This is a genomic window from Streptomyces sp. NPDC059499, assembly GCF_042749285.1.
Lineage (GTDB): Bacteria > Actinomycetota > Actinomycetes > Streptomycetales > Streptomycetaceae > Streptomyces.
Window position 1 is genome coordinate 1 of sequence record NZ_JBHYTT010000004.1, and the last position, 20,207, is coordinate 20,207.

The following is a 20,207-nucleotide window of genomic DNA, read 5'->3' on the forward strand; positions in this document are numbered from 1 at the left end:
GGCCACCACCCGACGGGTGGTGGCCGGCCCCTCGGCGTGAACGGCTCAGGAAGTGCGGGAATCGGCGGGCAGTTCGGCCCGGGCTCCCGGAACCTCTCCGGGCTGCTTACCGGCCTCCGCGCCGATGTCGCTGAGGTCCGTGTTCCGCGTCTCCTTGGCGCAGACGATCGCCAGCACCGTGAGCAGTGCCGCCGCGATGACGTACAGGGAGATGGGCGTCGAACTGTCGAACTCCACGAGCAGCGCCGTGGCGATGAGCGGCGCCGGGGCACCCGCGGCGACCGACGAGAACTGGGCGCCGATCGACGCGCCCGAATAGCGCATGCGTGTCGAGAACATCTCCGAGAAGAACGCCGCCTGGGGTGCGTACATCGCGCCGTGGAAGATCAGCCCCACGGTGACGGCGAGCAGCAGACTCCCGAAGCTCCGGCTGTCGATCAGCGCGAAGAACGGGAACATCCACAGCCCCACGCCGATCGCGCCGATCAGATAGACCGGCCTACGCCCGATGCGGTCGGACAGTGCGCCCCAGGCCGGGATCACGACGAAGTGCACGGCGGACGCGATGAGCACGGCATTGAGCGCGGTCTGCTTGCTCAGTTCCGCGGACGTCACCGCGTACACGAGGATGAACGCGGTGATCACGTAGTAGCTGATGTTCTCGGCCATCCGGGCACCCATGGCGATCAGCACATCCCGCCAGTGATCGCGCAGCACGGCGACGAGCGGCATCTTCTCGGCCGTCGTGGCCGATGCCTTGCGCTGTTCGGCCTGGGCGAGGGCGGCTTTGAACACGGGCGATTCATCGACAGAGAGACGAATCCACAAGCCGAGGATCACGAGGAGGCCGGAGAGCAGGAAGGGGATGCGCCAGCCCCACGCCTCGAAGGCGGAGTCGGACATCAGTGCGGTGAGCGCGGAGAGCACGCCGGTCGCCAGCAGCTGACCCGCGGGCGCTCCGGTCTGCGGCCAGGACGCCCAGAACCCTCGCCTCTTCGCATCACCGTGCTCCGAGACGAGCAGCACGGCCCCACCCCATTCGCCGCCGAGGGCGAAGCCCTGCACCAGCCGCAGAACCGTGAGCAGGACGGGGGCGGCCAAACCGATGGTGGCGTGGGTCGGCAGGAGCCCGATGGCGAAGGTCGCACCACCCATCAGCAAAAGGCTCAGCACCAGCAGCTTCTTACGGCCGAGCCGGTCACCGTAGTGCCCGAACACCAGGGCCCCGATAGGCCGGGCTGCGAAGCCGACCGCGTAGGTGAGGAAGGCGAGCAGGGTTCCGACGAGCGGTTCGGAGCCGGGGAAGAACAGCTTGTTGAAGACCAGCGCGGCAGCCGATCCGTAGAGGAAGAAGTCGTACCACTCCACGGTGGTCCCGACGAGACTCGCGGCGACGACGCGGCGGAGGTTCGAGGCGGGTGGGGGAGCGGTTGCTGGGGCGGCCATGGATACCACTTCCGGACAGTTGGCGGGGACGTTTCCGTGTCGCCATACCGTAGGAAGGGGCAGGTCAGGCGCGTATGTGGCGGGACACCATAGTTCGGGTCGCGGGTGTGCGGGCGGGGGCTACGAGGTGGTGTTCGGGGCCTGGTCCCGCCTTGTGGGGCAGGCGGGTAGGGACTGTCCGAGTTGCGCTGTTCGGCAGGTTTCGCGAGGGCGGTGCTGACTCCCGTGCTGGTTCGGTGCTGACCAAAAGCCCACATCATCACCCGTCTTAACCTCCCCCGTGCTGACTTGGTGCTGACTACGCTGCGTTGCAGTCGGGCAATTCGTGGGGGAGCGGACGGCTGCAGGTTTCGTTTGCATCCTCGGAATGGAGACGGCGAAGGCCGGTTTGCGGCGGCTGAAGACGGGCTGGCAAGAGGGGCGGCACAACGCGCGAGCGAATCGGACGCCGGCGCTGCTGGGAGCGGCGGGGGCAGAAGAGTTCGATGGGTGGCCCGCGCCAAGAGCGCCCGTAGTACTCCAGCCGTAGATCGCGATCTTGCTGTTCAGGGGCGGTGCGAAGAAAAGGTACGGCCGCCGTCAGGGCCCCTCCCCGCGGCTCTCAGGCCGACGACACCAGCTCCTCCAGCTTGTTGAGACTCTGAGCCCAGCCCTCCTCGTGAAGAGCTTGGCGCCCCACAGTGGCGAAGTCACCCTGGCTGATGACCAACTCGGCCCGTGTACCGCCGATATCGCGAAGCGACAGCGTCACCACCGTCTCCCGATCCTCGGGATCGGGATCCTCCCACCGGAAGGTGCAGGACAGGCGTTCCGGAGGGTCGACCTCAACGAATTCCCCCACCAGGTAGAACAGATCGCCCTCCGGAGGCTGCATGGCGATCCGATACCTACCGCCTGGCCGAAGGTCGCTTTCCACACTTGGGATGGTGAAACCGTCAGGGCCCCACCACTTGGCCAGTTCCTGCGGTTCGGTCAACGCTCGGAATACGACCGAGCGCGGTGCCCGGAGGACACGCTGCAGATGCAGCCTCAGCCCGCCATCGTGTGTCATCGCGAACCTCCTCCAACCGAAGGCGCCGAGATTGACCCGCATGCTTATCGTAAGTATCCCAGCCTTAGACCGCGATCTCGCTGGCCAGGGGCGGTGTGAGGACAGTCCCCGCGCTTACACAACGCCCTGCCGGCCCTCTGACGGAGACGTGGGAGCAGCACGGCCCCCATCCCCCCGCTGCGCCCTGTTCGCCGGCTTGTCATCCCACCCTTGTAATGTCCGGCGTCGGGGCTCGGTCCGCGTGAAACGGCCCCGGCTCGCATCCGGGACCGGGCTGGGTGTTCCGGCCGGGTATCCGGACGGAGCACCCCCGGGTTGGAGTCGCTAGGGATGACCAGGTGGAACGGCTGGTCTGCCGGTGTGCCGTTGGTGACGCGGATCGAGTTGGCCGGGCAGGCGCTGTGGTTGCGCGAGACGCGGACTTCGCTGCCCCTTCGGCGGAGTTGGAAAGGGTGGCGACGGGGACGGCCTTGGTGGCGTCGACGGCCGAGGTCAGCTCGACGCAGTACCGGCGGCGGTCATGCTTGTCGAGGCGACGGTGTTGGTCCGCTGGACATTGACGCCGTTCGGGCCGACCGCGGCCGCGGCCTGGGCGTAGGGGGCCTTCGGCCCGGAGACCGCGGCCATGGTTCGTCGGCCGGCGCGGACACCGCAGCCACACCTGCCGCACGGTGGCAGGCGGGGGATCGGGCCGGACAGGACCGTGGGCGCGACATCGCGGCGGCCGAGTCCGGCTCCGCCCGGGGGCGGTCCCAGGAGTCGCTGTCCTGTCACGGCAGCTTCCATAGGGCCACGTCGCTGGAGAGTCCGGCGGTGACCATGGTTCCGTCCGGGCTGATCCGCATCGGATGCGCGATGTCATAGTCCGCGCTGTCCTGGTAGGTCCGCTTTTCCTCGATGTCGACGACCTTTCGGGTGGCGACGTCCCACAGCACGATGAGGGGGTCGCCGTTGACCGAACCGATCACGGTCTCGCCGTCGGGACTGAATTGCACGGAATTCACATACTGGGCGATGCGCTCCTTACGGGGGATCGCCTCTCCGGGGGTGGTGACGTAGGGCACCGTGAGGGTCGCGACCTCCTCCTGGCTGTCCGCCGACCACAGCTTGACCTGCCCGTCCCTGGTGCTCAAGCTCGCGGTGCCACCGGCCAACAAGGATCCGTCGGGGCTGTAGGCGAGTCCGAGTACCGGCAGTTCGAGGCCGTCGATCGTGCTGATGATTTCGCCCGTGGAGAGGTCCCAGAAGCGTACGTTGCACGCCTCGTGACTGGTAACGATCGTGCTGCCGTCGCGGCTGAAGGCGACCGACTCGACCGACTTCTTCCGGCTGTCCGTGTAGCCGATCGGGTCGATCAGCGTCGCGAGTTTCTCATGAGTGCCGGTGTCCCACAGATTGACCGTCGCGTGCATGTTGGCGCAGGCCAGGACGTCGGCGTGCGGATGGAACGCCAGTGACTGCACCTTGACGGGATCGATCTCGGTGTCGGTGAGCGTCGCGATCTCCTCGCGTGCGGCCACGTTCCACAGAGTCGTGCTCACGCCGTCGCAGCCGGCGAGCAGCGTCCCGTCCCTGCTGAAGGCCAGGTCGAGGACCCCGTCGTACCGTTCGCTGGGCTTTCTGAGCTTGACGGTGGGGGTCAAGGTCCGCGGGTCCCAGAATTCGATACCTCCGTCGAGCAGTCCGACAGCGAGGATCTTGCTGTCCGGGCTGAACGCCAGGGCGTACACACCTCTGAAGTTCGTTTTTGCGATCAAGGGGCGAGACAGTCGCTGTTGGCTGCGTGGTCCTTGGGACCGGGAGGGCGGGGCGGGATCCGACCGCCCGGAGGACGACATGGTGAGCGCGGTGGGTACGGCGACGGCCGCAGCGGCCACGGTCCCGAGCGCGCCAAGGAGGAGGGTGCGTCGGTTCGGCCGCCGCGCCGGACGGCCGATTCGGGGCCGGGGTGCACCGGCGTCCGCGTCGGGTGTCATGGCCCTTCCTCCGCTGTGTGGCCCTTGCAGGTGTCCGTGGCGGACGGGCATCCCTGATCTGTCGTCTGCCCGCTCTGAGGGGCGGGCAGAACTAACTCATATGGCATGACGGCACGATATGTTCGGGGGTGGCGGGCGCGTGTCCGCGAGGAGGACCTTCACCCTTCCCACACTCGGCACCGGGCAGGTGACGCGGATTCAGTACGCATGGTGAGCAGGGGCTGGAGACGCGGTAAAGGGTACGGAGCAGTACCTGGAAACCGTACGCGCGAATGCCGGACCGGCCGCTACGCTCGATCTCGCCGGGGCTCGTGGAGCAGGAGTACGCGTACGGGGCGTCGGTCCGGGGCCAGGGAGCGGTGCCGTTCGGCCTGACCGTGGCAACAAGGGATGTGTGAGCCACCGGGGGACATGGGTGAGGAATCGGACCACGTTGCGAGGGGGGTCGCGCGGTTCGCGTACACCTCGGCCCGATACGTCACGCGGGACACCGGATACCGCCGCCGAACCATGGTGGCGGAAGCACGGACGGCTGCTCTATCTCGGGGTCGGCATACCTGTGCTCGGCGCCGTGCTGACCGCCCTCGCCCTCAACGGCCTGGGCCTGGGCGGCGAGCCCGAACCTGCCGCTCCCGCCGCCACGGGCAGCCCCTCGGCGAGCCCTCCGTCCGCGCCGTTCACCGTGTCCGCCCGGCAGGACGGCGACGACGGTGGCTGCACGGCCCTGAAGGACAGGATCTCCTCGCCGCAGGATCGGGCGGAGATCGTGACCGGCGGTGACGTGGCCGCGGTCGTCCGGCGCCATCGCGGCGCGCGGGCCGGTGAACTCACCACCGAACTCACGATCGAAGGCGGTAGGCAGCCTCTCACCATCACCTCGATCGACATCGAGCCCGAACAGCCGCGTCCCGCACCGCCGTTCGCCGGAACGCTGCTGTGCGAGGAGGGCGCCGGAGGTGAGCCGAAGATCCAGCTGTACGCGGACCTGGACAGCCCCCGGCCAGTGTTCCTGACCGGGAAGGGCTCGGTCGATCGGTACTTCGACGAGCACGTCGTCACGCTCGCGCCGGGCGAGCAGGTCAACCTGTCGGCGATCTTCGTAGCCGCGAAGGGGTCCCGAGAGTTCCGGCTGAGCGTCCGCTACGTGCGGAACGGGAAGGAAGGCGCTGTCCCCGTGCCTGTCCCGAGGGGGAGCCGGTATGCAGTCACCGGATACGCCGCGGAGTACAAGGCTGTGTACTCGGGGTCGCCGAACGGAGGGTTCCGGCTCGAGGACGACTCCCGGCCCTGCCGATGGTCGCCCGCGGCGCCGTGTTGACCGGCGCGCGGTGCCCACAGCTTCGGGGAAGGCCCGCAAGAAGCTGGGAAGACCCGCAAAGCTACGGGAAGTTCTGGGAGACGGGGGAGCGGTATGGCACGTCGGAGTTCGCGTACGGACCTGCGTGCGGCGGGAGCGGGCCTGCTGGTCGTCGTCCTGCTGATGCTGCTCATCGGCGACGGGAAGACCGTCGCCAAGCCGTCCGGGCCTCCGAATACCCTGGAGGTGGCCTGGTCGTACGTGACCACCGGGCGGGCGCTGGACGCACGCGACGTGCCACCAGCCCTCGACGACGAGGCGTTGGCGGTCCCCGTAGGCCGCTCAGTCCGCGTCCTGGACCCACGGAGCGGCCGGCTCCTCTCCACCGTGAACGGCTTCGCGGAGGATTCCCCCGACCTGGGGCTGTCGGGCGGTGTGCTCCTCCTCGTGGACACGCAGGACCACTTCAAGGACACCTTGCGGGCGTACGATCCCGCGACCGGGCGCGAGCTGTGGCATCGCAGGGCAGCCCCTGGCCCGGACGGCAAGGGGGCCGGTGACTTCGCCGTCGGAGGCGTTCTCATGGCGGACTGGGGACCGGTGGTCATGGAGAGCGATCGAGCCCTGGCCCTCGATCCGCGTACCGGCGCGGCCCGGTGGGACGTGCGGTTGGACACCCACTGCGCCACGCCCCACCCTTACCTGGACGATCCCTACCAAATTGCGGCGACGTCGACCCGTCTCCTCCTGCTCCGCCACTGCACGGACGAGGCTGCACAACTCCAGGCGGTGGACGAGAGCGACGGAAGGCCCGCATGGCGGAAGCGTCTGGGGCGTGGAGAGCTCATTCATGTCAGTGCGGTGGACGGGGCCCTCGGAGTACGCATGGACGATGAGTTCCGGTTGCTCACGGAGTCGGGTGAGGAGATCCTGCGGCAGGCGGGGTCCGGATATCCGCTGGGGGAGGAACAGGGGGTCGTGTATGCGGGCATCGACCAGAAACTCCGGGCCTTCCGGGCGGACACCGGGAAGCCCGCCTGGAATCGTGCCCGCCCCCTGAACGGCATCCCCTTCATGAAGGACGGGCTGATCGTCGAAGACACGAACACGGACGGCTCGTACTCCGGAGACGTGCGCTGGTCCGTCGGGGACGCCGCCGGGCAGGGGCCCGGAGCCAGCACCTTCGTGGATCTTGACGGCCGCCGGACCGCCTCGGTGCCCTGGCCGGTCGCCGGAACGCTGCTGGGGGCGAGCGGGGAACTGCTCGTGGTCCGCAGTGAGGAAGCGAAGGGAACCCGCTTTACCGGACTGCGGCCGGGGCATCGTGCCAAGGACGCGGCCCGGCCCGTCGCACTGGGGGGATCGGGACCACGACACTGGCCCGACGCTTGTGGCCTGGTGGACGCCGGACTCCTCTCGGAACTCGCCCCGGACTATTTCGCGCTGCCGGAGAAGCAGAGTCGCACCATGCGCGGAGTGCGACTGCCGCACCCGAGTGTGTGCCGTTTCGCCACGGAGTCCGGTGACGACAGCGACGTCTTCTCCGTCACTGTGCGCTGGGCCGCGCCCGACGCGACGGCAGCCCGGACATACGCGGCCAGCGCCGTGCCCTGGGGCTGCGCCCCGTCACTCGGCGGGTGCGTGACGGCCGAGATCGAGAAGCCGCGGAGCGGGGCCTGGCTGTACACCTACCGGACGGGCCTGGAGTCGAGACCTGTGGCCCACGCCACCGTGGTGTCCGGCCGGTATGTCCTCGGGGTCGCCGCTGGCGAGGACGAACCGGCGCACCAGGCGCTGGTACGACGGGTCGCCCTGCACCTGTCCGAGCGGGGCGGGCGCCGGGAATGAGACACAAGCTCTGCGACCCGTGCGGTCCTTGTCGAGCCAGGCGGTCACTGCCTGTTCAACGCGCCGGAAAGCGGTGGCGGCCCGTTTACCGGGGGCAGGGCCGATCCCCGCGCGCGTGAGTTCGGTGGCGATCTGGTCCCAGATCTCTCGAGTGCCGGAGGGGAAACTGCTGGGCAACGGCAGGTAGAGCGCGACGTGCCCGTTGCTGAGCGCGTGTCGACGGCCAGCTGCGCGCAGTAGGGCGGACGGGATCCACCGCCCAGCAGACGGAGCCGGTGGGCAGAGGAGAGCAGTCCGCGTTGCACTGCTCAGCACACTTCGCGAGGGCGGAGCTGACTCCCGTGCTGACGTGGCCCGATCACCCGACGAACGCGCGTGAGAAATTCGGTGGTCGGGTCACGAGGCAGAAGGGACACTTCTATGTCGGACGCCGTACCGCCGCCCGTGCATCTCGACAAGGTGGTGGACGGGCTGGCGGAAAACCCTTCCCTGCCGTCCGAACTCGTGCGCCGTCTCCTCGGCTGTCGCAAGGGCTTCGGCAGCGTGGCCAAGCGGCCGGACCTGAACGATGACGTGATCGCCGAGATCATTGCCACAGACGATCACTGGCTGACACACTCGCTCGCCCTCAACCGCAGCCTCCCACAAGCCTTCCGGATGGTGCTCGCCGAGCACCCAGATCCCGCAATTCGCAGGGCTGTAGCCGTTGCTGCGGACGGCGCACCGCGAGGGCTGTTCGAACGGCTGCTCGGCGACGCCGACCCGCAGGTTCGCGAACACTTGGCGGAGAGCGATCACGTGCCGGCAGATCTGAGGGCCCGGTTGGCGGCGGACGCGAACCCGAAGATCCGGACGACGCTTGCCCAATGGTGGACGACGGCGCCGGAAACGGTGCGCCGACTGCTGCTGACAGATCCCGACGACTCAGTACGAGCAGGGGCCTGTGCCACCTACTTCCGCCGGATTCCCCATCCCGTTCCGCCGACAGACCTCCTTCCGGAGCTGCTGGCCGACCCGGTCACGCGCGCCGGGGCGGTACGCCACTGCACGCTGGACACCGCCACCGCCCGCCGGCTGGCCGAGGATTCGAACGATGAGGTGCGCGAGGAACTCGCGGAACACCCCGATCTCCCAGCGGCAGTGCGCGACCAGCTCGCCCAGGACCCCAACCAGCGCGTCGCGCTCCGTGTCTTCGCCCGTCAGGACACCCCGGAGCCGACTCGAGCCGCGATCCATGCACGGATCCTGTCCGACGCACCCCCATTGGACTGGCTCGCGAACCCTGAACCCCTGGACGACGACGCTCTCGAACGGGAACTCATGGGCGAGATAGCCCGAGCGGAGCTCCGGACACTGCGCCTGCCGTGGGTGACGACCGACCCGCTGCCGTATGTGGACTCGCCATACGTCTGCTTTCGTGCCTCGGCAGCGATGTCCGACCAGCTCCCACAGCCGTTCGTTGCCCAACTGCTCGACGACGAGGAGAGCAGCGTCCGCACCACGATGGCTCTCCACGCCCGGGACCAGATCGATCCCGACACTGCCGAGCGCATCGACCGAAACTACCGCCCGCACAAGGGGGTCCGATGGCGTCCGGCCGACGACTTCCCACTCCCGGCAGACGTACTTCGACGCCTGGCCACGGACACCGACCCGAGAATGAGGCAGCTGGCCCCGCGCGATCCTGACCTGCCCTTGGAACTCGCGCGCCGTCTAGCAGCTGACCCCGACCCCATGGTGCGCCGCACCATCGCCACCCATCCCAGGCTTCCGGCCGAGGACCTGACGCGGCTGCTGGCTGATCCTTCGGAATCTGTCGCGGCTGCCGCAGCCACAAACCCCAACCTGCCAACCACATGTATGCACCAGCTGCTCGCCCTCGCAGGCTTGTGACGCTTGATTGTGCGTAGTGAGCGGCCTGGCCGACTGGGCGACTACGGCAGAAGGCCCCATCCGGCTCGCGATGGTGGCGGCCAGGTACGGCGCCCGCACGGTCCACGTGTCCAGCGACCCAAGACGAGACGTGACGGGCGTCGCGGCCACGTGCCGCAGCGGGCCGCTCAGAGGTGGCCGTCCAGGAACTTCCGTACCTCGGCGCTGGTCATAGGCCCCGTGCCGTGCGCCACCGCCTCTCCCTCCTTCAGCAGGACGTAGGACGGGGCTCCGGTGATCCCGTATCGCTCGGTTGCGGCCGGACAACGTGTGATGTCGGCGCGGACAACCGTCAAGCGGCCCATGTAGTCGTCGGCGATGCCACCCACGACGAGGTCCATCACCCGGCAGGGCTCGATTGCCTTGGGCCATGTCCCGGTGAAGTATGCGAGGACCGGAACTCCGCTCATTCCGAGGATGAAATTGAACTCCGCGTCCTCACGGGGTCGGTGAACCCGCTTCGCCATGGAAGCTCCTGACCTCATATTCCGTCATTCCATCCCCATCATCCCCCGCGCGGTGTGCCAGGCCGGCCCGGTCGGTCGTCCGGTCGGCATGTCGGAAGGGAGCCACGGGGCCGTTACAGAACCACGGTGCCCCGCGAGAGGTGTCCGGCTTCAGCTCGTGCCAGGACGGTGCCCTCCAGACGGCAGGAAAGCCGCGTGCAGGGTACAGCGGCCCAGATTGCCGATCATGGACGGTCGAAGTACGCGTCAGCTGACCCGAAGACCGACCGCCAGCGTCAGTTCAAGGACCCGGTGTGGCGATGCGAGATCCGGAAACAGGTCCCGCAGCTGCGACATCCGGTACCGGACTGTCTGGGGATGGACGAACAACGCCGCGGCCACCTCGTCCCGCCTGCCCTGGTGCAGCAGCCACTCCCGCAACGTCTCCTCCAGCCGCCGTGCGGTCGCGACAGGCAAGGTCCGCAACGGCGCGAGGGCTCGGGTACGCAGGTCTGCGAATGCGTCCACGTCGGCGCTCAGCACCAGTTCGGGCAGGTGGTCCTCGGTGTCGCGAATCTCGGAGGAGAGGGAGCGCGCGCGCATGGCTCGTGCGTACGAGGCGGACGCACGGGTCCATGGCCGGGCCGGGCCGGCCACGGCGGTGCGGTCGGTCAGCTGCCGCAAGAGATGCGATCGGTCGGCATCGGGGACGAGCAGCACACCGGTGGCGTCCGGCAGATCGTCGAGGACGAGGGTGCTCGGGTCGAGCGTGCGGTAGGCCGGCCGGGCCTGGGCGGCGGGCAGCAGGACCGCGGTCAGCGAAACCGGAGGCTGCCACCCGGCCCGTTGGACAGAGGCCAGCAGCACGTCCGGGCTCGCGCCGGCGAGGAGGTCGCGGGCCAGGTGTTCCAGGTGGAGCTCGTGGGCCCGGCCCCGGGCGGCCAGTTCGTCGGCGTGGCCCGCGGCGCTCGCGGCGGAGAGCTCGTCGATGTAGGCGAAGGTCAGCTCGGCGAACTTGGCGACCTCGGCGGCGGGCAGACCTGCGGGTACGGCACCCGCTGCCAGGCATCGCCAGGCCACGCGGGCACCGACGCGGTAGGCGCTGAGCAGGGCGTCCATCGAACGGCCGTCGCGCACCTCGCCGCGGCCCAGCTCGTAGGCCGCGTCACCACCGTCGCCGCCTGTGGCGTTCCCGCTCGCGAGGTCCAGGTAGTGCCCCAGGGCGGTGCGGACGGCTCGGCGGATGGTGCCGCCCATGCGGCCGGACAGAGCGTTGGCGTAGGGAGGGACCTCGTCGATGATCGCCTGGACGACCTCGTCGGCGGTGGTCTTCAGCGAGGCCCGAAGCACGGTGACCGTTGTCTCATTGAGGGCCAGTTCGCCGGCCCTCCGGATTGCATGGCTCATGTTTTGTTCCCTGCGAACAATTCTGCTGATCAGATTCACGTCCTGCGGTCAGGACTTTACGCCCTGAGGCGTATCAAGCTGAAGTCATGACGAGTGCAGCCCTTCGCAGCAGGGCATGGAAACTGCTGGAGACGGTCACGACGCCGCTGCTGCCGTCGGACTACCTCGACCTGGTCAGCCCGCTGCGTGCGGGCGCCGACCTACGTGGGCGCATCGAGGCCGTGCACCCCGAGACGGGTGACGCCGCGACCATCGTGATCAGGCCGGGACGGGGCTGGCGCGGCCACACCGCCGGTCAGTACGTGCGAATCGGGGTCGACGTCGACGGGGTGCGCCTGTGGCGCGCCTACTCCATCACCTCGCCGACCGACCGCCAGGACGGCCGCGTCACGATCACCGTGAAGGCGATCCCGGACGGCAAGGTCAGCAACCACCTGGTCCGCAGGGCGGAACCGGGCACGCTGATCCAGCTCGACCAGGCGACCGGCGACTTCGTGCTGCCGCAGGCCGAGCCCGCCAAGGTGCTCTACCTGACGGCCGGCAGCGGCATCACGCCCGTGATGGGCATGCTGCGCGACACCGAGTTCGACGACGTCGTCATGGTCCACTGCGCGCCGCAGCCGCAGGACGTGATCTTCCGCAGCGAACTGCACGACCTGGTCGCGGACAAGAAGCTGCGGCTCACCGAGGTGCACACCGACACGGACGGCATGCTCGACATCGCCCGTCTCGACGAACTCGTGCCCGACTGGGCCGAGCGCGAGACCTGGGCCTGCGGGCCCGCGGGCCTGCTCGACGCCGCCGAGGAGCATTGGGCCGAGCACGGCGTACAAGAGCTCCTGCACACCGAACGCTTCCGCCCCGGCATCGTCGTCGCCGGCGACGGCGGCGAGGTCACGTTCAGCGCCACCGGCAAGAAGGTCGACGCGGACGGTGCCACGCCGTTGCTGGACGTCGGCGAGGAGGCCGGCGTGCTCATGCCCTCCGGGTGCCGCATGGGCATCTGCTTCGGCTGCGTCACGCCGCTCAAGGCGGGCGCCGTCCGCGACCTGCGCACCGGCGAGATCACCGAGGCCGAGCCGGGCGTCCTCATCCAGACCTGCGTGTCCGCCGCGGCGGGCCCCTGCGACATCGAACGGTAGGAGCACCTTGACCGCCATCGACCCCACCGCCCACCTGACAGCGGAGCAGATCGAGGAGCTCGGCCGTGAGCTGGACGCGATCCGCGACGAGGTGATCGCCGGCCGCGGCGAGAAGGACGCCGCCTACATCCGTAAGGTCATCTCGGCGCAGCGCAAGCTCGAGCTGGTCAGCAGGGGTGTGCTGTTGTTCTCGTTCTTCCCGCCCGCGTGGCTGATCGGCACCGCAGGTCTGTCCGTGGCGAAGATCATGGAAAACATGGAGATCGGCCACAACATCCTGCACGGCCAGTGGGACTGGATGCGTGACCCGAAGATTCACTCCACCACCTGGGAGTGGGACCACGTCTCGCCGTCCGAGCAGTGGAAGCACTCGCACAACGAGCTGCACCACACGTACACCAACGTGATCGGCAAGGACAACGACCTCGGCTACGGCATCATGCGCGTCGACGAAGACCAGAAGTGGCACCCGTTCCACCTCGGCCAGCCGCTGTGGAACTTCATCAACGCCTGCTTCTTCGAGTACGGCATCGCGGCGTACGACCTGGAGCTCGGCAAGAACCTGCACAAGCGCCGCCGCAAGAACCCGGAGTTCCGCGCGCGGGCCAAGGCCGTGGGCCGCAAGATCCGCAAGCAGGTGCTCAAGGACTACGTGATCCACCCGCTGCTGTCGGGCCCGTCGTTCTTCACCACGCTCGCCGCCACGTTCACCGCGAACCTGGTCCGCAACATCTGGACCCACTCGGTGATCATGTGCGGGCACTTCCCCGAGGGCGTGCAGGTCTTCGAGCGCCGGTCGATCAAGGGCGAGACGCGCGGCCAGTGGTACCTGCGCCAGATGATGGGCTCGGCGAACATCAGCGGCAGCAGGGCCATGCACTTCATGACCGGCAACCTGTCGCACCAGATCGAGCACCACCTGTTCCCGGACCTGCCGAGCAACCGGTACGCCGAGGTCGCGGTGAAGGTGCGTGCGCTGTTCGAAAAGTACGAGCTGGAGTACGTCACCGGGCCGCTGCCCAAGCAGGTGGCCTCCGCGTGGCGCAAGGTCTTCCGGCTCTCGCTGCCGAACAAGAAGCCCAAGGTCAGGACGCCGGACCGTGAGCAGGACCTCGTCGCGGCCTGATTCCCAGTAGCCAGGGCGTTGGCGCTTGTGTGTCCGGCTCGGGTCAGCCTGGCGCGGGGGACAGCGTCCAGCTCGCGGACGAGGCGGGCGTGGATCGATGCCGGGCTTGCAGCCTTGGGCCCGGAGACACAGCAGTGCCGGTTCCCGCACGGCACGGGAACCGGCACTGCTTCACTCAGCGGCTACGGGTTGACGCAGCCGATCGAGCCGATCGGGAAGTTGTTGCCGGTCGATGTCGCAGTGAACCCGAAGGTGACGCTGCCGTCCGGCGGGATGGTCCGGTTGTAGTCGAGATTCTTGACCGTGAGCGTGCCGTCGGACCCCGTGGTCAGCGTACCGTTCCACACACTGCTGACCTTGGCGCCCGTGCCGGGCGTCCACTTCACGGCCCAGCCGTCACGTGCTGTCGTGCCGTGGTTCATGACCTCGACGGAACCCTGGAATCCGCCGCTCCACGAGTTGGTCACGCTGTAGACGGCCATGCACCCGGAGTGCGGGTCGGTGGGGTCGGTGGGTGTAGGCGTAGGTGTGGGCGTGGGGTCCGTCGGGGTCGGCGTCGGCGTCGGGGTGCTGCCTGAGCCGCGGATGCCGGTCACTTCGCCGTTGCCGCCGTCGAAGACGATGTCGGAGCAGGAGAAGAAGTTCTCCTGACTGTCCGAGCGAACCCACTGGATGAACATCACCGCGTCGCCCGAGCGGCCCGAGGGCAGGTTCAGGTCCCAGTAGTAGTGGCCGCCGTCCGCACCCGGCGAGCCGGTCTGCGGCGGGTTGGTGACGGTCTCGATCAGTTCCAGGTCGTCCCAGCCCAGTTCGGTGGTGGGCGAGTAGCCGGGCTTGGACATGTACACCCGGAACGAACCGGGGTGCGCCGCCCAGTTGCTGTGCTTCACCTGGATCGTGTTCCCGGAGGTCAGGTGCGTCCGAGGCCAGTCACCGCGGGGGGCGTTGTATCCGGTGAAGTTGTACGGCGACCGGTCGCCGGCGCTGCACAGCTTTCCGTCCGGGACGTAACCGGCCCCTCGCCCACCCGCGTTGGAGTCGAGCACGGCGAACCAGTTGTACAGAGCGGTCGCACCGCTCTCGTTGAGCGCGGCCCTGCACGCCGGGTTGGTCGGGTCCAGAGCGCCGGTGCTGGTCTTGGCGTCCAGCATGCAGAGGTACGTACGCGACCCCGGCGTCATCGTCACGCCGTGCGCCTGCGCATTGCCCTGGCCGAGCAGCGTCAGGGCCAACCCGCTGAGTAACGTCGCGAGCACCGTTGCCAGGGAGGCAAGTTGTTTCTTGCGTCGAGTCATGGTGTCTCCTGTGCCTGTGTGGGGACTGTCTTCCGGTCGGGCTAGTCCCGTGCGGTCACCGACCGGTGGCGGGACGAAATGACTGATGGGCGATCAGGGGATCAGAGCGCACGACGACCCAAAATGGGAGCGCTCCCACGCGCTGGTTTGTAGGGGACTGTAGGAGCGCCGCGTGTCCCTGACAACCCATCGGACGAAATATGTCGCTCGGATTTCCGAAAAGGCAGGCCGGGGCGAGAGGAAGACGCGGCGGTGTGCCCCGCGGCAGTCGATTGCTTGGGAGCGCTCCCGAACGGGGAGCCTCCCGCACGGGACGCCGATGGCAGGTGCGGTCGGCCCGCGCGTACCGGTCCGGGGCCGAACGCCAAGGCAACCCGGACACGGAAGCCGTTGGGGCTACTCGTTGCGGGAGCGGGGCCAGCGGGGGTCCGCAGGGCCTCAGTGCTGGAGGGCGCTCTGTCCGGCGGCCTCTCCTCGCGGGACGCCCCTGGCCACCGACGCCTCGCCGTACGCCAGTTCGCTGGCCAGGAGCGCCGCGCCCACGACCCCCGCGCGGGGGCCGAGTTCGGACATGACGATGGGCAGATTGCCGGTGGCGAGGGGAAGCGAGCGTTTGTACACGACGCTGCGGATCTCGGCGAGCAGGGGATAGCCGAGCCCGGTCAGACCGCCGCCGATCACGATCATCGACGGGTTCATGAAGCTGACCAGCGTGGCGAGGACCTGCCCGACCCGGTGGCCGCCTGCCCGGATCAGGCCGACGCTCGTGCTGTCGCCGCCGTCCGCGCACTCCCCGACATCCAGCGCGGTCAAGACCCCCCGCTCGGCCAGCCGTTCGGCAAGGGCGGGCGACCGGCCGGACCGTGCGGCCTCGGTGGCGTCCCTGGACAGGGCCGCTCCGCCGAAGTACGCCTCCAGACAGCCGGTGTTCCCGCAGGAGCAGACGGGCCCGTCCGCCTCGGCCTCGACCTGGACGTGCCCGATGTCGCCGGCGCACCCCTCCGCGCCCCGGTAGATGCGGCCGTGGTGCTGCATGCCGGAGCCGATGCCGCTGCCGATCTTCACGAAGAGCAGGTGGTCGACCGTCCTCGCGATCCCGCTGTGCTGCTCCCCGAGGGACATCACGTTGACGTCGTTGTCGACCACGACGGGGCAACCGTGCGCCACGGAGAGGGTGTCGCGTACCGGAAAGCGGTTCCAGCCCACCATGATCGGCGGCGAGACAGGTACGCCTTCGCGGAAGCTGACGGGTCCCGGCAGGCCGATGCCGATCGCGTCGAGTTGCGTGTAGTGCCCCTGGCCGGCCATCGTGCGCAGGAGTTCGCTGACACGCCCGAGCACGGCGACCGGTCCGGAGCGGATGTCCGCCGGCTCGGAGCAGGAGGCCACGGGCGCGAGGGCGCCGTCGGTGATCTCGATGTCGATGGAGCTGGCGCCCAGATCGACGGCGGCGAACCGCACGCCGGGGTCGAGCCGGACGAGGGTGGAGCGCCGCCCGCCGCGCGACGCGGCGGGGCCCGCCTCACAGACCCGCCCGGCGGCGACCATGCGGTCGAGTTCGCCGAGCAGTCGCGGGCGCGGAACCTCCAGCCGGTCCGCGAGTTGGGCGCGGGACAGTGGGCCGTTGTCACGCAGCAGACTCAACACGCGGTACTGGATGTTCACGGACTCACTTCCTCTGGACACCCTCGGACAGTACTTCGGGAGTTGTCGCGGGGGCGGTACGGGGTCGCACACCGTACCGCCCGGCAGGGCCCGTTCTCGCAGGGCGGTACGGGCGGCTTCGGCAACTTTTTCACAGAACGCCGAAAGGTGCCGCACCGTTGGCGGAACTCTCCCGGTGGGGCTCCCGCCTCCCGGAAGGGACCGGTCACGGACCTCGGGTACAGGACTGCCCCGCCGGTGACAGCGGGGCAGTTCCGTCCGTTCCGGCGTCAGCCGGTGGCGCCTCCCTTCAGGGCGCGAGCGCTCCGTGCCAGGGCCGCGCCTGCCGCGCTGTCCGGAACCAGGGCGGTGTCGGACGTGTAGCCGGCGAACGATTCCAGAACGGCCGTCGCCTGGCTGGTGCGGCCCGCGTCCGCGTGCGCCTCGGCCTGGGAGAGCCGTACGCTCAGCCGCTGCTGTCCCTGCGCCGTGACCAGGCCGTCGGCCCGCAGACGGGTGATCAGCGCGCGGATGTCCGCATACGAGGTACGGGTCGTGAAGGCCACCGTCCTCGTGGTGGTGTTGCCGGCCTTGTCCCGGGCACTGACCGTGAGGTCATGGTTCCCCAACGGCAGTCGCCACAGCTCCAGCGCCTGACCCGAGGCGACGGAGTCGCCGTCCAGGGTGGCCGTCGTGGTGGCCACACCGGACACCGCGTCCTGTGCCGAGAAGACCGGCGTCGGGCGGTCGGAGTCCCCGTGGACGCTGCCGGCGTCGAGACCGCTCACCGTCACCGTGGGACCGGTGCGGTCGATCCGTACGGTGAGCGAACCCGCCTCGGAGACGTTTCCGCCGTTGTCGGTCGCCCGGTAACGGACGGTCGTGGCCCCCTCCTTGGACAGGGTGACGGCCGCGTTGGCCGACTGCCACGTCGTCCCGCCGTCGACCGAGTACTGACGACTGGCGACCGTCCCGTTGTCGGTCGCCGAGACCGCGAGCGACACGTTGCCGGTGTACCAGCCGTCGTCACCGTTGGGCCGGGGCGGGTTGAGCGTGGCCGTGACCTTGGGCGGTGTCTTGTCCGCGACGCCCGTGCCCAGGAAGGTCAGCGAGTCCAGCTCGACACCGCCGGAGCCCGTGACGAAGACCTCACCACTGCCCGAAGGGGCGTCCGGAAGTGCGGTGGTGATGGACTGCCAGCCGTCCCCGGCCGGAACCGACACCGTCGCGAACGGCTCCGCGTCGGCAGCACCCCAACGCAAGTCCAGGGTGCCGGCCCCGCCGGCGCGGGTCTTTACCCCGGTGATCCCGGCGAAGGACACCGGGTCGTACGCGATCCAGTCACCCGCGTCGAAGGAGGTCAGCTTGCGCTGCCCGGACGCCGTGGTGTCGTCCGCGACCGTGACACCCTCCGCCGAGTCGTAGTGCTCCGCCTGCATGACGGCCGGATTGAGCACCACCTGGGCGTCACCGGTCGCCGCAGGAACGCCGCCCGCGCCCTTGTCGGTGTAGGCGATACCGAGGACGCCGAACACGTTCTCGGTGTCACCGTGCCCCGCGTCCGTGGGGGTGGCGACGCCGCCCGTGCAGCCGGTGCCGCTGTTGACCGGGTGCCCGTGCTGGTTGTGCCCCAGGCCGAAGGTCCAGGCGGCCTTGGCGCAGTCCGGCGTGGTGCCGTCCTCCGGGTCCTCGACGGCGATGCCGTACGGCACGGCGTCGCCCCAGTTGAAGAACCCGCCGTCGGGCGGCGAGGTGATGCGGACCGTCGGCGCCGTGTTGCCCACCGTGATCTGACGGCTCGACAGGCCGAACTTGCCCTGCGGGTCGGAGACCTTCAGCCGCGCCTGGAACTGCCCGTTCTCCGGGTACGTGCGGCCGGCCGTGGGCCCGGTGGCGTCGAAGGTGCCGTCGCCGTCGAGGTCCCACTGGTAGGTGAGGTCGCCGTTCTCCGGGTCGCTGGAGCCCGTGGCGCTGAACGAGACCTCCAGCGGGGCCTGGCCGGACGTCCTGTCGGCCTTGATCACAGCGGTGGGGGCCTTGTTGCCCTCGGCGTAGTCGATCCGGTAGAGACCCGCGTCGGGATTCTGCCTGAAGAAGCCGTCCCCGTAGTCGAGGACGTAGAGCGCGCCGTCCGGGCCGAACTCCAGGTCCATCGGGTTGTCCCACTGGGGGATGCCGTTCTGTGAACGCTCGCTGTTGGGGAGGAAGTTCTCCAGTTTGCTTACGGGGCCGTCCGGCCCGCCGAGCGTGAAGGCGGCGACGTAGTCCTGGGAGAACTCCGCGAAGAACGCCTTGCCGTCCCAGTACTCCGGAAACTTGCCGGGTGAGGGGTTGCCCGCGTCGTAGTGGTAGACCGGACCGCCCATCGGCGCCTGGCCGCCGGGACCGCCGGGGCCGCGGAACGCGGTCAGCTCGGGCCACGGCTGGTCGGTGTCCCGGTCGCCGTACCAGAGCGTGGCCGGCACGGCCGCGGGCAGCTCGGACAGGCCGGTGTTCCAGCGGGAGTCGTTCACCGGCGCCGCGCAGTCGAAGGCGGGGCCGGGTGTGAGGGTGGCGAAGTCGAAGTCCCGGTAGGGCTTTCTGTTGTCACCCGTGCAGAACGGCCAGCCGCTGTTCATGGCCTTGGTCGTGGTCTGCCACTCCACATATCCCATCGGGCCGCGGTTCGGGTCGGCGGTCCCGGCGTCGGGGCCGTAGTCGCCCCACATCACCGCGTCGGTCTCGGGGTCCACCGCCAGCCGGAAGGGGTTGCGCAGGCCCATCACGAAGATCTCGGGGCGGGTCCTGTCCGTTCCCGGCTCGAAGAGGTTTCCCTCCGGGATGGTGTAACTGCCGTCCTCCTGGACGTTGATCCGCAGGATCTTGCCCCGCAGGTCGTTGGTGTTGCCCGAGCCGCGGCGCTCGTCGAGCCCGGGGTTGTAGCCCGCCGCGTCGTTGATCGGTGTGTAGCCGCTGACGTTCGGGCCGGACGCAGGGGTGTTGCCGCCGGTCGCGAGGTAGAGATTCCCCTCCCCGTCGAAGTCCACGTCACCGGCGACGTGGCAGCACTGGCCACGGTTGGCGTCGACCCGGATGATCTCCTGCGCGGTGGAGAGGTCGAGCCTGTCACCGGTCCACTTGAAACGGGTCAGGGTGTCGTACCCCTCCCACTGCTTCCAGTACGAGTCGTTCTGCCCGGCCGGCAGTTGCTGCGGGGCGGCCCCGGCCGGGGTGTTCAGCGGCGGTGAGTAGTACAGATAGACCCACTTGTTGGTCGCGAAGTCCGGGTCGAGTGTGACGGTCTGCAGCCCCATCTCGGAGTTCTGGTACACGTCGACGTGGTTGACGACCTTCGTGACACCCGTGCCGGGGTCGGTGAGCCGGACGTCGCCGTTGCGGGCCGTGTGCAGGACACGGCTGTCGGGCAGTACGGCGAGGTCGATCGGCTCGCCGGTGTCCTTCGTCAGGGTGACCTTCTCGTAGTTCGACCAGTCCAGGGCGTGTTCGTGGCCGGGGTGCGCCTGGGCGGCGGGCGCGACGGCCACACCGCCCAGCGCGGGCAGTGCCACGAGCAGGACCCCCGTGATCAGGCCTCTCAGGGTGCGGTGCACGATGATG

Annotated in this window: 14 protein-coding genes and 1 pseudogene; 6 read left to right on the plus strand and 9 right to left on the minus strand. The window is 69.1% G+C overall.

What is annotated here, in order from left to right; translation table 11 throughout:
• Window positions 1-45 precede the first annotated feature (45 nt).
• From ACFW9O_RS11915 to ACFW9O_RS11930, 4 genes are all read right to left on the minus strand, one after another.
• A complete protein-coding gene (locus ACFW9O_RS11915; protein ID WP_384607871.1) occupies window positions 46-1,446 on the minus strand; it encodes an MFS transporter in 1,401 nt (466 codons plus the stop codon).
• A gap of 601 nt (window positions 1,447-2,047) precedes the next feature.
• Complete coding sequence (locus tag ACFW9O_RS11920) at window positions 2,048-2,539, minus strand: SRPBCC domain-containing protein (protein ID WP_384607873.1); 492 nt, start codon at window positions 2,537-2,539, stop codon at window positions 2,048-2,050.
• 450 nt (window positions 2,540-2,989) lie between these two features.
• Window positions 2,990-3,271 (minus strand): hypothetical protein, encoded by a 282-nt coding sequence (locus ACFW9O_RS11925; RefSeq protein ID WP_384607876.1) that lies wholly within the window; start codon window positions 3,269-3,271, stop codon window positions 2,990-2,992.
• Window positions 3,268-4,254, minus strand: a complete 987-nt coding sequence (locus ACFW9O_RS11930; RefSeq protein ID WP_384607879.1) for a WD40 repeat domain-containing protein — start codon at window positions 4,252-4,254, stop codon at window positions 3,268-3,270. The genes ACFW9O_RS11925 and ACFW9O_RS11930 overlap by 4 nt, the downstream gene beginning before the upstream one ends.
• Window positions 4,255-5,044: 790 nt before the next feature.
• On the opposite strand from ACFW9O_RS11930, the gene ACFW9O_RS11935 reads away from it, so the two are divergent.
• From ACFW9O_RS11935 to ACFW9O_RS11950, 4 genes and pseudogenes are all read left to right on the plus strand, one after another.
• Entirely contained in the window at window positions 5,045-5,791 is a 747-nt protein-coding gene (locus ACFW9O_RS11935; protein WP_384607882.1) for a hypothetical protein, read from the plus strand.
• 93 nt (window positions 5,792-5,884) lie between these two features.
• Window positions 5,885-7,618 (plus strand): PQQ-binding-like beta-propeller repeat protein, encoded by a 1,734-nt coding sequence (locus ACFW9O_RS11940; protein WP_384607885.1) that lies wholly within the window; start codon window positions 5,885-5,887, stop codon window positions 7,616-7,618.
• A gap of 420 nt (window positions 7,619-8,038) precedes the next feature.
• Window positions 8,039-9,511: a hypothetical protein gene (locus ACFW9O_RS11945; RefSeq protein WP_384607888.1), complete on the plus strand. Its 1,473-nt coding sequence runs from the start codon at window positions 8,039-8,041 to the stop codon at window positions 9,509-9,511.
• A gap of 19 nt (window positions 9,512-9,530) precedes the next feature.
• A pseudogene (locus ACFW9O_RS11950) lies at window positions 9,531-9,629 on the plus strand (dTDP-4-dehydrorhamnose reductase); the annotation flags it as partial.
• Window positions 9,630-9,678: 49 nt separating this feature from the next.
• On the opposite strand, the gene ACFW9O_RS11955 reads toward ACFW9O_RS11950, so the two are convergent.
• Both ACFW9O_RS11955 and ACFW9O_RS11960 read right to left on the minus strand, forming a co-directional pair.
• Entirely contained in the window at window positions 9,679-10,017 is a 339-nt protein-coding gene (locus ACFW9O_RS11955; protein WP_384607891.1) for a thioredoxin family protein, read from the minus strand.
• 246 nt (window positions 10,018-10,263) lie between these two features.
• Window positions 10,264-11,403, minus strand: coding sequence for a PucR family transcriptional regulator (locus ACFW9O_RS11960; protein WP_384607894.1), 1,140 nt, complete (start codon window positions 11,401-11,403; stop codon window positions 10,264-10,266).
• Between the two features lie 86 nt (window positions 11,404-11,489).
• On the opposite strand from ACFW9O_RS11960, the gene ACFW9O_RS11965 reads away from it, so the two are divergent.
• Together ACFW9O_RS11965 and ACFW9O_RS11970 are read left to right on the plus strand one after the other, a co-directional pair.
• Window positions 11,490-12,545, plus strand: a complete 1,056-nt coding sequence (locus ACFW9O_RS11965) for a ferredoxin reductase (protein WP_384607896.1) — start codon at window positions 11,490-11,492, stop codon at window positions 12,543-12,545.
• Window positions 12,546-12,552: 7 nt separating this feature from the next.
• On the plus strand, window positions 12,553-13,671 hold the full coding sequence (locus tag ACFW9O_RS11970) for a fatty acid desaturase family protein (protein ID WP_384607899.1): 1,119 nt from the start codon (window positions 12,553-12,555) through the stop codon (window positions 13,669-13,671).
• Between the two features lie 182 nt (window positions 13,672-13,853).
• On the opposite strand, the gene ACFW9O_RS11975 is transcribed toward ACFW9O_RS11970, so the two are convergent.
• The 3 genes from ACFW9O_RS11975 to ACFW9O_RS11985 all read right to left on the minus strand — a co-directional run bounded on the left by ACFW9O_RS11975 (window position 13,854) and on the right by ACFW9O_RS11985 (window position 20,200).
• On the minus strand, window positions 13,854-14,966 hold the full coding sequence (locus ACFW9O_RS11975) for a lytic polysaccharide monooxygenase (protein WP_384607901.1): 1,113 nt from the start codon (window positions 14,964-14,966) through the stop codon (window positions 13,854-13,856).
• Between the two features lie 438 nt (window positions 14,967-15,404).
• A complete protein-coding gene (locus ACFW9O_RS11980; protein ID WP_384607904.1) occupies window positions 15,405-16,652 on the minus strand; it encodes an ROK family protein in 1,248 nt (415 codons plus the stop codon).
• A 248-nt stretch (window positions 16,653-16,900) separates the two neighbouring features.
• On the minus strand, window positions 16,901-20,200 hold the full coding sequence (locus tag ACFW9O_RS11985) for a PQQ-dependent sugar dehydrogenase (RefSeq protein ID WP_384607906.1): 3,300 nt from the start codon (window positions 20,198-20,200) through the stop codon (window positions 16,901-16,903).
• Between the last annotated feature and the right edge of the window lie 7 nt (window positions 20,201-20,207).

Coding starts and splice junctions, on each gene's coding strand:
- ACFW9O_RS11915 (WP_384607871.1), bottom strand. CDS start 1,446: ATGGCCGCCCCAGCAACCGCTCCCCCACCCGCCTCGAACCTCCGCCGC.
- ACFW9O_RS11920 (WP_384607873.1), bottom strand. CDS start 2,539: ATGCGGGTCAATCTCGGCGCCTTCGGTTGGAGGAGGTTCGCGATGACA.
- ACFW9O_RS11940 (WP_384607885.1), top strand. CDS start 5,885: ATGGCACGTCGGAGTTCGCGTACGGACCTGCGTGCGGCGGGAGCGGGC.
- ACFW9O_RS11945 (WP_384607888.1), top strand. CDS start 8,039: ATGTCGGACGCCGTACCGCCGCCCGTGCATCTCGACAAGGTGGTGGAC.
- ACFW9O_RS11955 (WP_384607891.1), bottom strand. CDS start 10,017: ATGGCGAAGCGGGTTCACCGACCCCGTGAGGACGCGGAGTTCAATTTC.
- ACFW9O_RS11960 (WP_384607894.1), bottom strand. CDS start 11,403: ATGAGCCATGCAATCCGGAGGGCCGGCGAACTGGCCCTCAATGAGACA.
- ACFW9O_RS11965 (WP_384607896.1), top strand. CDS start 11,490: ATGACGAGTGCAGCCCTTCGCAGCAGGGCATGGAAACTGCTGGAGACG.
- ACFW9O_RS11975 (WP_384607901.1), bottom strand. CDS start 14,966: ATGACTCGACGCAAGAAACAACTTGCCTCCCTGGCAACGGTGCTCGCG.